General features: G+C 62.3%; 8 protein-coding genes and 1 pseudogene. 5 read left to right on the forward strand and 4 right to left on the reverse strand.

The features are described from left to right. Window positions 1-777, reverse strand: a 777-nt coding sequence (locus R3280_RS13615) for an ABC transporter substrate-binding protein (protein ID WP_413468782.1), incomplete at its 3' end; no start/stop codon positions are given. Between the two features lie 493 nt (window positions 778-1,270). Here R3280_RS13615 and R3280_RS13620 point away from each other — a divergent pair. After that, window positions 1,271-1,774 (forward strand): MarR family transcriptional regulator, encoded by a 504-nt coding sequence (locus tag R3280_RS13620; protein WP_318999165.1) that lies wholly within the window; start codon window positions 1,271-1,273, stop codon window positions 1,772-1,774. A 204-nt stretch (window positions 1,775-1,978) separates the two neighbouring features. Continuing rightward, complete coding sequence (locus R3280_RS13625; protein ID WP_318999158.1) at window positions 1,979-3,550, forward strand: PAS domain-containing methyl-accepting chemotaxis protein; 1,572 nt, start codon at window positions 1,979-1,981, stop codon at window positions 3,548-3,550. A gap of 45 nt (window positions 3,551-3,595) precedes the next feature. Here R3280_RS13625 and lon read toward each other — a convergent pair whose 3' ends face one another. Further along, entirely contained in the window at window positions 3,596-6,067 is a 2,472-nt protein-coding gene (lon, locus tag R3280_RS13630) for an endopeptidase La (RefSeq protein WP_318999159.1), read from the reverse strand. Window positions 6,068-6,284: 217 nt separating this feature from the next. Between lon and trxA the strand changes: the two genes are divergently transcribed. After that, on the forward strand, window positions 6,285-7,148 hold the full coding sequence (trxA, locus tag R3280_RS13635) for a thioredoxin (protein WP_318999160.1): 864 nt from the start codon (window positions 6,285-6,287) through the stop codon (window positions 7,146-7,148). Window positions 7,149-7,207: 59 nt separating this feature from the next. After that, window positions 7,208-7,528 carry a hypothetical protein gene (locus R3280_RS13640; protein WP_318999161.1) on the forward strand — a complete coding sequence of 107 codons (321 nt, stop codon included), beginning with the start codon at window positions 7,208-7,210 and terminating at the stop codon, window positions 7,526-7,528. 68 nt (window positions 7,529-7,596) lie between these two features. Here R3280_RS13640 and R3280_RS13645 read toward each other — a convergent pair whose 3' ends face one another. Next, complete coding sequence (locus R3280_RS13645) at window positions 7,597-8,793, reverse strand: S1C family serine protease (protein WP_318999162.1); 1,197 nt, start codon at window positions 8,791-8,793, stop codon at window positions 7,597-7,599. Between the two features lie 264 nt (window positions 8,794-9,057). Then, window positions 9,058-10,422 (reverse strand): lysine 2,3-aminomutase, encoded by a 1,365-nt coding sequence (locus R3280_RS13650; RefSeq protein WP_318999163.1) that lies wholly within the window; start codon window positions 10,420-10,422, stop codon window positions 9,058-9,060. A gap of 784 nt (window positions 10,423-11,206) precedes the next feature. Here R3280_RS13650 and aceE point away from each other — a divergent pair. Then, window positions 11,207-11,751 (forward strand): annotated as a pseudogene (aceE, locus tag R3280_RS13655) (pyruvate dehydrogenase (acetyl-transferring), homodimeric type); the annotation flags it as partial.

Genomic DNA, 11,751 nt, shown 5'->3' on the forward strand with positions numbered 1-11,751 from the left:
GGTGTTGATATCCTTGTTGCCCACGCCTTCAGGGCCCATGAATTCCGCGTCCAGGTTGGCCGATGCGGCCTGGCGCAGGATCAGGCCCAGCTCCGGGTGGTAGCCGCCGTAGTAGACGTAGTCCACGTCCGCCTGCTTGAGCTTGGATACCAGGGCAGAGAAGTCCTTCTGACCGGCGGTGATACCTTCGAACATCGGCACTTCAACGCCGGCGTCCACCAGGGTGTCACGGACGGCGGTGGCGATCCCTTCACCGTACTGCTGCTTGTCGTGGATAACCGCCACACGCTCCGGCTTCTGGCTGGCCAGGTAATTGGCCGCAACCGGGCCCTGCATGCTGTCCAGGCCGATGGTGCGGAACACCAGGTCATAACCGCGGGCAGTGATTTCCGGGCTGGTGGAGGCCGGGGTGATCATCAGGATGCCTTCGTCCTCATAGATGTCGGACGCGGGCTGGGTGGAGCTGGAGCACAGGTGACCAACCACGAAGCGAACGCCTTCGTTCACCAGACGGTTGGCAACGGTAACGGCCTGCTTGGGATCGCAGACGTCGTCCACCTCTACTGCTTCGAGCTGCTCGCCCATTACGCCGCCATTGGCGTTGATCTGCTCAATGGCCAGGCGGGCGCCTGAAAACTGCATGTCGCCATACTGGGCAACCGGTCCTGTCATAGGGCCGGCAATACCAATCTTGATTTCCGCCAGAGCGCTACCGGCACCCATCAGGGCGACGGAGGCACCAATGCTTGCTGCCAGTTTCTTTACCGATGTTCTCATGGGTCTGTCCTACTTTGGGTCAGGGTTCTTCTTGTGGTCTACGACGGACTAAAAAACACTAGCCCCCGGTTATTGTCAAGCCACCCCGGATTTCCTGCTGTCAGGATTTCAGCGTGACCTGGTAGACGCAGTTTCGCAGAGTCGACACGCAAATACCACGCCGCTTTAAAGAGCGGATACAGCCGCATTGGAACAGCGGTCAGGGAGCCGGTCGGTGCCCGTTTTCGGGGCGGCGGTCGCCGCCATGGTGCAGCCCTGGAGGTGGCAGAACTTGCATTTACAGGTGCAAAGACCTCTAATAGTTAGTGCTATAAGTAAATGGCCCGGCGTTTGCTGCCCCCTGTCCGGGAGTGGCAACGGAATCCGGGCCGGAAGACCGGCCCACGGGCTGTAGGGAGGCCGTCGCGCAATGTCGAGTGGAAAGGTTTTGTACTCGAAAAAGCTCACCGCCTATAATTCGGACCGCGCCGAAGCGGCGGATGGGAGTCTTGATGTGAACAATTACGAGCAGGTTCTGGTTGCGCTCAGGCGGGTTATCCGTGCCACCGACCTGCATTCAAAGCGTCTGAGCAAACACGCCGGCCTGACCGGGCCGCAACTGCTGATCATGCGGTCCATCCGGGACCTGGGCGAAGTCACCATCGGCACAATCGCCGACAAGGTCAGCCTGAGCCAGGCCACGGTCACCACCATCCTCGACCGGCTCGAGCACCGCAAACTGATCTACCGGGTCCGCAGTACCCGGGACAAGCGCAAGGTCCATGCCCACCTCACCGAGGAGGGTGTGGCCATTCTCGACCGCGCGCCGCAGCCACTGCAGGAGGAGTTCATCCGCAAGTTCCAGAGCCTGCACGAGTGGGAGCAGACCATGATCATCGCATCCCTGCAGCGGGTGGCGAACATGATGGACGCCGACGACATCGACGCCTCGCCGGTACTGGACGTCGGCCCCGTGCTGCGGGAAGACGGCTGGCGGGAGACCGGTGGCGGGCAATAGGTCCCGCCCTGGCCGCCAGCAAACTTGTCCCAGCTCAAGCCCGATCGATTTGTGTCGGGCTTTTTTTTGGTCCGGCGCTAAAATATGTATCCGTTCTGCCGTTATATCCCCCAGTGCAGTTATCCCCTGTTCAAGCAGAGTAGCTCCGGCACCAGGTGGTCGGTCTGCGGTCATTTCCAGCATTCAGTGAGGTTGTTCCAGTCCATGCGTCGCAATCTTCCGGTCACCCAGCGCGAAATCCCCATGCGGGAAGACGCCCGGCTGATCAGCACCACCACACTCAAGGGTGTCATCACCCACTGCAACGACGAGTTCGTTGAGGTCAGCGGCTACAGCAGGGAAGAGCTGATCGGCCAGGCCCATAACCTGATCCGCCATCCGGACGTGCCGGCCGCGGTGTTCCAGCACATGTGGGACACCCTGGAGAAAGGCCGGCCCTGGATGGGCGTGGTCAAGAACCGCGCCAAGAGCGGGGACCATTACTGGGTCAGCGCCTACGTCACGCCCATTCTCGAGAACGGCCGCAAGGTGGGCTACGAGTCGGTGCGGGCAACCGCCACCCGGGATCAGATCCGGCGGGCCGAGAAGGTCTATGACGCCATCAACAAGGGCAAGACATCACTGGTGGCGCGCTCGTCCGCCCGCGCCAGTGTCCTGGCCGCCTGGCCCTTTGCGCTGGCCTTGCTGATCAGCGTGCCGGCGGTGCTCTACACCGGCCCGGTGTGGGGGGCGACTGCGGTGGTGGTGGCCAACCTGCTGGCGATGGCGCTGGTGCTGTCCGGCTTTCATCGCCGCACCCAGACTCTGCTGGACCTGCGCCCGGATGCCTTCCGGGATCCGCTGGTGGCGCTGATGTACAGCGACCAGCCGGGCCGGGTGGGCCAGCTGTCGCTGCTGCTGATCAGCGAGCAGGCCCGCCTGCGCACGGCGCTGACCCGCATCGAGGACCGCGCCGTCGACCTGGAAGCCATGGCGGTCCGGAGCAGTGCCGCCATCAGCGAGGGCGCCCGCTACATTGATCGCCAGCGCGCCGAAACCGACCAGACCGCCTCGGCCATGAACGAGATGACCACCTCCATCCAGGAAGTGGCCCAGAGTGTGGCGGCCAGCGCCCGCGAGGCGGAGCAGGCCAATGATCACGCCGGCCGTGGCTCCCAGCTGTCCCGCAGTGCCCTGGATTCAATCGAACAACTGGTGGAGCGGGTCCACGGGATCGGCAACGCGGTGGAGGAACTGGGTCGGTCCACCAGCAGCATTGGGGACGCCACCAACCTGATTACCGAGATCGCCGAACAGACCAACCTGCTGGCTCTCAACGCCGCCATCGAGGCCGCCCGGGCCGGAGAGCAGGGCCGCGGCTTTGCGGTGGTGGCGGACGAGGTCCGCAATCTGGCGCGCCGGACACGGGAGTCCACCGGCCAGATCCATGATGTGATCGAGCGCTTCCGCAAACAGGTGGATGACGCTGTGGCCGCCACCCGTGAAGGCGAAGTGGTGGCCGGCTCCGGCCTGGACAAGGTTCGCGAGGCCGAGCGCTCATTGCAGGAGATTGTCGAGGCGGTGGGCCGGATCACCGATCAGTCGCTGCAGGTGTCGGCGGCCACCGAGGAGCAAAGTCAGGTGGCGGACGAGATCAACCGCCAGATCATCAGCATCGCCGAACTGGCGGACATGAGTTCCGACCGCGCCGGCACCGCCGACCGCCTGGGCAGCGAGTTCCGCGAGCTGTCGGAGAACCTCCACAACCTGGTGGACCGGTTCAGTCACCAGTCCTGAAGCCAGACAGACGACCGCCGGGCATTACACCCGGCGGTCTGTTCTTCAGTGCACGCTGTTGTTGCGGCTGCCGGGCGGGTCGCTGAAGCAGACCTGGTAGACATCGCTGTACTGCTTGGCGAAGTGCACCACCAGTCCCTCCTTGAGATAGTCCGGCAGTTCCTCGTAATCGCCACGGTTGGCGTCCGGCAGGATGATGGTGGTGATCTTCTGGCGCCGGGCCGCAATCACCTTCTCGCGGATACCGCCGACTGGCAGCACCTGGCCCGTCAGGGTCAGTTCCCCGGTCATGGCCACGGTCTGCTGGGGTGCCTGCTTACGGGCGATGGACAGCAGGGCGGTGGCCATGGTGACACCGGCACTGGGCCCGTCCTTGGGGGTGGCGCCCTCCGGCACGTGCAGATGCACGAAGGATTTGTCGAAGAAGGCGGTATCGGCCTTGAAGCGTTTGAGGTTCGAGGAGATATAGCTGTAGGCGATCTCCGCCGATTCCTTCATCACGTCGCCCAACTGGCCGGTGAGTTTGAAGCCACGCTGGCTGCTGTGGATACGGGACGCCTCTATGCTCAGTGAGGCCCCGCCCATGGCGGTCCAGGCCAGGCCGGTGACCACGCCGACGCCTTTCATGGACCTTTCCTTGCGGAATACCGGCTGGCCGAGGTAGCCCGCCAGGTCGCCCACACCCACCCGGACCTGTTGATCCGGGCTTTCCAGCAGTTTCACTATGCCCTTGCGGATGATCTTGTGAAGCTGCTTCTCCAGGTTGCGGACCCCGGCCTCGCGGGCGTAGCCCTCGATGATCTGCTTGACCGCGGCATCGGTGATGCTGAGCTGCTTCTTCTTGAGCCCGGCCCGCTTCAGCAGTCGCGGGATCAGGTGGTGCTTGGCGATCTGCAGTTTTTCCTCGGCGATGTAGCCGGACAGGCGGATGGTGTCCATCCGGTCCAGCAGGGGCCGGGGAATGGTGTCCAGCTGGTTGGCGGTGCAGATGAACAGGATCTTGGACAGGTCCAGCCGCACGTCCAGGTAATGGTCCAGGAATTCCCGGTTTTGCTCCGGGTCCAGGGTCTCGAGCAGCGCCGAGGCGGGGTCACCCTGGTAGGAGGTGCCGATCTTGTCGATCTCGTCCAGCATGATCACCGGGTTGGACACCGAGCAGTCCTTCAGCGCCTGCACGAACTTGCCGGGCATGGCGCCGATGTAGGTGCGGCGGTGGCCCTTGATCTCGGCCTCGTCCCGCATGCCGCCGACACTGAAGCGGTAGAATTCCCGCCCCAGGGCGTCTGCCACCGAACGGCCGATGGAGGTCTTGCCCACACCCGGTGGCCCCACCAGCAGCAGGATGGAGCCGGAGACCTCGCCCTTGAAGGAGCCCTCGGCCAGGAACTCGACGATGCGGTCCTTGACGTCGTGCAGGCTGTCGTGGTCCCGGTCCAGGATACGGCGGGCCTCGGACAGGTCGAAATGGTCCTCGGAGGTCTTGCCCCAGGGCACCTGCGTCAGCCAATCCAGGTAATTGCGGGTAACGCCGTACTCGGGCGAACCCTGCTCCAGGACCTGGAGTTTCTGCAACTCGTCCTGGAAGCGCACCTGGACATGCTCCGGTGGCGACAGCTCGGCCATGCGCTCCTGGAAGCGTTCGGCATCCGCGGTGCGGTCGTCCTTGGCGATGCCCAGCTCGCGCTGGATCACCTTGAGCTGTTCCCGCAGGAAGAACTCGCGCTGGTGTTTCTGGACCTTGTCGTTGACTTCTTCGTTGATTTCGGCCTGCAGGCGCGCCACTTCCTGTTCCTTGCGCATCAGCAGCAGGACTTTTTCCATCCGCCGCAACAGGGGCACGGTGTCCAGCACGTCCTGCAGCTCATGACCCTTGGCGCTGGTCATGGAGGCACCGAAGTCCGCCAGCGGTGAGCTGTCCTCCGGCCCGAAGCGCGACAGGTACTGCTTCACTTCCTCGCCATAGAGCGGGTTGGAGCGCAGCAGCTCCTTGATGGCGCTGATGATGGCCAGGGTGTAGGCCTTGAGCTCTTCCTTGGGCTCCTCCGGCTCTTCCGGATACTCCACCTCCACCAGGAAGGGCGGGCGCCGGCGCAGCCACTGCACGATGCGGAAGCGCTGCAGGCCCTGGGCGATGAACTGGAGCTTGCCGCTCTCGCTCTGGGCATGGTGGATGCGGGCGGCACAGCCCATGACCTCCAGGTCCTTGCTGTCTGGCACCGGATTGTCCGGGTCCGCCTGGTCCAGGTAGCACAGGCCCAGCACGTGATGGTCGGTCTCACTGACCCGTTTCAGGGTTTCGTGCCACGGCTTCTGGTTCACAACCACCGGCTGGACCTGGGCCGGAAAGAAGGGTCGGTTATTGACCGGCAGGATGTACATGCGCCGGGGCATGGTCTGCCTGGCCAGGGCGAGGCTGTGGCTGCTTTCGTCCTTGCCTATGTATTCGGTGATGTCGTCCAGGTCATCGTGTTCGCTCACTGTATTGTCCAGGTCGTCGTTACGGTGGTCATCGTTCATACCGTGTCAGTGTCCCGTGTCATGGTCAGTGGGTAGATGCATTCCTATGTGACGGCTCAGTGCCGCTTTTCAAGTCGCCCTGAACGCAAGTCCCTCGGCAGGCTTGAAATCGCTCGCGGTGACTCTACTTAGGTGGGTACTATCGACTTGCCGGGTACTAGCCATTTGCTGGGTACTATCCGCCTTCCGGCCACTTTCAGATCAGACAGGATTTCCAATGAACGACTCGCCCTACGTCTTTGACGCCACCATCGAGAATTTTCAGGACCAGGTCATGCAGGCCTCCATGACAACGCCGGTGCTGGTGGATGTCTGGGCCGATTGGTGTGCACCCTGCAAGCAGCTGATGCCGATTCTGGAAAAGCTGGCCAACGAGTACCAGGGTGGCTTCCTGCTCGCCAAGGTCAATGCCGACCAGCAGCAGGAGCTGACAGGCAGCCTGGGGGTCCGCAGCCTGCCCACGGTGATCCTGGTGAAAAACGGTCAGGCGGTGGACGGCTTCAATGGCGCACTGCCGGAGAGCGAGATCCGCAAGGTGCTGGAAAAACACGTGGAAGCGCCGGCGGAGGATCCCTATGAAACCGCCCACCGTCTCTGGGAGGACGGGGATGTGGACGGTGCCCTGGCGATTCTCACAGAACTCAACCAGAAAGACCCCAATGATCTGAAGGTGCTCATCGACCTGGCCCAGCTCAAGGCCGAGGCCGGTGATCTCGAGACCGCCGAGAGTGTGCTGGCAAGCCTGCCGCCGGAAGAGAAGATGCAGCACAAGGCCAAGCAGCTGGCGGCCCGCCTGAAGTTCATGAAGCAGGCCGGGGAACTGCCGCCGGTGGCCGAGCTGGAGAAGGCCCTGCAGGCCAGCCCCGATGATCCGGCGGCACTGCACCAGTTGGCGCTTCAGCACGTATTGAAAGACCAGAACGCCGAAGCCATGGAGCTGCTGATCCGGCTGATGCGGGTGGCGCCCGATTACCGGGACGGCATCGCCAAGACCACCCTGGTGGAGTTGTTCGAGAAACTCGGCAACAACAACCCGGACGTGCGGACCTATCGGCGCAAACTCTATACCCTGATGCACTGAGCCCCCGGGGTCAGGTGAAGGCTTTCATCTGACCCCGGCCATTCGCACCGCCGGTCAGTATGTACAGACTTCCGCCCCAACCCGACAACTGTGAACTCTGCTGCCGGCCGGTGGCCAGGCTCACCCGTCACCATCTGATCCCAAGGCACCTGCACAGCAAGAAGCGCTTCCAGAAGCTGTTCAGTCGGGAAGACCTGATTACCCGTACACTCTGGGTCTGCCGGCCCTGCCATAACGCCATTCACAAGGCGGCTTCCGAGCATGAACTGGGTCTGCACTTCAACACGCGGGAGCGGCTGCTGGAACTTGCCGAACTGCGGAACTTCGTTGACTGGCTGAAGGACAAGCCGGAGGGGTTCGTGCCCAAGAAAAGCCGGTGAGGCAGGGCGCAGCGGAATCCGATGAAAGCCGCCATCGGCCCCGCGCGCGTACCTTGCCTCGGATTTGCTCAGTTCCCGACATCCACCCGTTTCAGGGTGATCTCCACCTGGCGCTCGTTGCCGTCGCGCCAGACCGTCAGGGTGACGGTGTCGCCCTCACCGTGCTTGAGGATCTCTCGCTGCACGTCCAGGGGGGTGGTCACCTGCTTGCCCTCAATGCCGGTGATCACATCCATGCCCAACGGCAGAGCCATGGGGCCAAGAGAAAGCGCCCGCTGAGGCCCTTGGATACCGGCTTGGGCAGCGGGACCGCCTTCGGCAACGGAGGTCACGGCCACGCCCCGGGAGGGCAGGCCCAGCTCCTTGCGCAGGCCCTGGGGATACTGGTTCATGGTGACTTCCACCTGCAGGCCCAGGCGCGGTTTCTCCGGCAAATCGGTAATGGCCGCCGCCAGGCCACTCAGACCGCCGTCGCGAAGATCGCCGAGACTCTCCTTGAGCAGGTTGACAGGTACCGCCAGGCTGATGCCGGCAAAGGTGCCGGCCGGGCTCAATACCACGTTGCTGATGCCGATCACCTGGCCCGAGGAATTCAGCATCGGGCCGCCGGAATTGCCGGGATTGATGGCGGCATCGGTCTGGATATAGGGGATCTTGATACCCACCAGGCCCGGGCGCTCCCGTTCAACGCCGGAAACAATACCGGCGGTAACGCTGGAGTGCAGGCCGAAGGGGTTGCCGATGACAATGACTTTCTGGCCAACCCGAACCTCGTCCGAGTCACCCAGCGGCAGCGGTTCCCGTTTGGGTGCCTGGTCGGGCTGCTTGAGTTCAAGCAGGGCCATATCGATGTCGGGATTGGCGCCCACCAGGTTAACCGGGTATTCCTGCTCAGGATTGCCAGCGTAGGAGATGGAAATGCTGGCGCCCTCGGCCAGGTCCAGACTCTCGTCCTTGGGATCAGCCAGGGCGGCGGCGACCACGTGAAAGTTGGTGATGATGCGGCCCTGGTCATCCACCACGAAACCGCTGCCACCGGTGAAGCCCCGCTGACTGCCGCTGCCGGGCATGCCCTGGGCGCCGGACAGGCGGACCGCGACCACACTGGGGCCGGCCTGCTCGGAGATCGACATGGTGTTCTTCTCGTCCTCAAGCATGGCCGGGGCGGCACTGCTGGCGGTCGTCAGGAACAGCCCGGTGATGAGGATGGCTGCCGCTGTCAGGGGGTGGGACAGGGGGTGGGACAGGATGCGATGTCTGTTCATCGGTTTTGCTCCCGCTCGTTGGATTTCTCGGGCGCCTGGCCCCGGCGAAACGGTGAACAACAGCGAGCATGTACCGCAGGCTCATGGAGCTGCCGCTACAGGTGTGGCGTGTCGGTGCGCGTGCCGGAGCGGGCGTCCGAATGCTGTATGGCCACCGGTCCATGGAAACACAGCGGGGCTGCTGCGGCAACGAAGGCGACAGACAGAGAGCGGAAAGCCGGACCCAGGGGCCCGGCTTTCCGGTTACGCGGCGCTGGTTTGGGCCTAGCCGTTGCCCTTGCGCATCTGGTCGTACTCGTCCTCGAAGAAGAACTTCTCCTCCCCGAAAGCCGGCTCCAGCTCATGCAGCCAGGTGGCGGTATCGCTGTACTTGGCGAAGAATGGCCGCTGGACCCAGTCCGGGTTGCGGCCCTGCAGGAAGCGCAGCACGAAGACCTTCTCGCCCTTGATCTCGGCAATACCCTGTATCTCCACCTTGCCGGGGCCGGCGCTCATGGAGGGGCCGCGGGCAGTGCGGCCGAGGCCGGAGACCCGTTTCATGGCTTCCCGGTAGATCTCGTAGGCCTCGGCCAGGGGCACCTCGAAGTAGTTCTTGGCGCCGGTGTCCCGCTCCACGAACATGTAGTAGGGGATGATGCCGAGCTGAACTTCCTTCTTCCAGAGTTTCGCCCAGGCGTCGGCGTCGTCGTTGACATGCTTGATCAGCGGGCCCTGGGCACGGATCTCGGCGCCGGTGGAGCGGATACGCCGGATGGCCTCCTCGGCGATGTCGGTGGTGATTTCCTGCCAGTGGTTGTAGTGGGCCATGATGGCGACATGCTTGCCGGCATCCACCAGCCGGGCGAACAGGTCCAGCAGTTCCTGGGCGTCCTTGTCGGTGACGAACCGATACGGCCAGAAGGTCAGCGCCTTGGTGCCGATACGGATGGTCTGGATATGGTCGTACTCGGGTTCCAGTAGCGGCTCCAGGTACTGCACCAGGTTCTTGGTCTTCATCACCATGGGGTCGCCGCCGGTCACCAGCAGGTCGGAGATTTCCGGGTGTTCCCTCAGATAACCGTGCAGTTTTGCCGCATCGGTGCTGGCCATCTTGAGGTCCTTATCCCCTACGAACTGGGCCCAGCGGAAGCAGAAAGTGCAGTAGGAGTGGCAGGTCTGGCCCTGGGCGGGAAAGAACAGCACGGTTTCACGGTATTTGTGCTGTACGCCTTCCAGTACCTCGCCATCCAGTTTGGGCAGGTTCATTTCCATCTGGCCGGCCGGGTGGGGGTTGAGCTCGTCCCGGATCTCCTTTGCCACCGCCTGGATGTCCTTTTTGTCTGCGCCGTCCCGGTGCATCTGCGCCATGCGCTCGAAATGTTCGTCCTTGAGCATGCCCTTCTGGGGGAACACCAGTTGATAGATCGGGTCGTTGGGCACCTTGTCCCAGTTGATCAGCTCGTTGATCACATACTCATTGACCCGGAAGGGCAGCACGCTGGCCACCACCTTCATCTCGAACAGGGTGTCGGCGGGCAGATTCTGGATGACCTCGATCTTGTCCAGCTGCTTGTCGGTGTAAACCTGAAAACGCCGTTCCTCGAACTCGACAGCGGGAATCCGGTTGGGAAAGGTGACGATGGAATTCATGGATCGCCCTCTACTCTTCTGGTTGCGAAACTTCAGGCACAACCCTGACCCTGGCAGGGCGGGCCCGGAACCCGGGCGATGGTTTGTGCCGGCCAAAAAACAGGCCGAAAAGTATACAGAAAGGCGGGAATATTTTCAGGACTAATTAAAATCAATTCCGCCGGTCCGAGGCAGGCATTATGGAGTATCTCCAATTATCTGTTTTTAATAATATTTTTATTAAAAGCATTGGAGTCTGTGCCGGGAATCTTTGTTTAGTGCGGAAAGGTTAGCTTGCGACTGTAGTAAACATACGACATTGGTCGTAATCGTGTTGTGGCTGGCCCCGAATCGGGTCATTCTGTTGCGCTGACATTTTTCGACCCGCACCCGGGTTGAACCCATTTGCTGTTACCGGTCGTACCTGTTGTCGATACTGGCATGGATAGTAAATTGCCAGTCCGAGTCCGGTGCGGCCCAGTAGTCTGCGAAAGCCGAATCCGGAGTAGTCTCCAGGCTCGCCCGCCCGCGGTATGGGCGGTTTTGGGGCAGAGGACATTTGAAGCGCCCGAATATTTGTAGTAAAAATACCACCTTCTTGCGTCGGGGTGCGGATAGCAGGGCAATTATCAACTGACAAGAACGGAGTGCCGGGTTCAGGACGGGCAAGATACGTATCCTGTTCTATGCTGTACTGAAACGTTATGGCAACAGCCTGCACTTGAATCTTATCTCGTATCATGTCGCGGGTCCGGCCAGGTTATTGGCGCCGGCCCCGCGCTTTTGAGGCTTAGGGGAGGGTTTGATGTATCAAGATGATGATCCCGTTGAAACCAGTGAATGGTTGGATGCGCTGGAGTCGTTGATCGAAGAGGAGGGTGTCGAGCGCGCCAAGTTCATTCTGGAGCGTCTGTCGGAGCGGGCCAGCCGCGATGGCACCGAGCTGCCTTACTCCATCACCACACCCTTCCGGAACACCATTCCCGTCACCCGTGAGGCCCGTATGCCGGGCGACCTGTTCATGGAGCGCCGGATTCGCTCACTGATCCGCTGGAATGCCATGGCCATGGTGCTGCGGGCCAACCAGCGCCCAGGTGAGCTGGGCGGGCACATCTCCTCGTTTTCCTCAGCGGCCACCCTTTATGACGTGGGCTTCAACTATTTCTTCCACGGTGGTGATGAGAAACGCGATGCCGACCTGGTGTATTTCCAGGGGCACTCATCCCCCGGCATTTACGCCCGCTCCTACCTGGAGGGGCGGCTGGAGGAATCGCAGCTGGACAAGTACCGCGAGGAAGTGGACGGCAACGGCCTGTCGTCCTACCCGCACCCCTGGTTGATGCCGGACTA

The organism is Marinobacter sp. (assembly GCF_033722195.1).
Lineage (GTDB): Bacteria > Pseudomonadota > Gammaproteobacteria > Pseudomonadales > Oleiphilaceae > Marinobacter.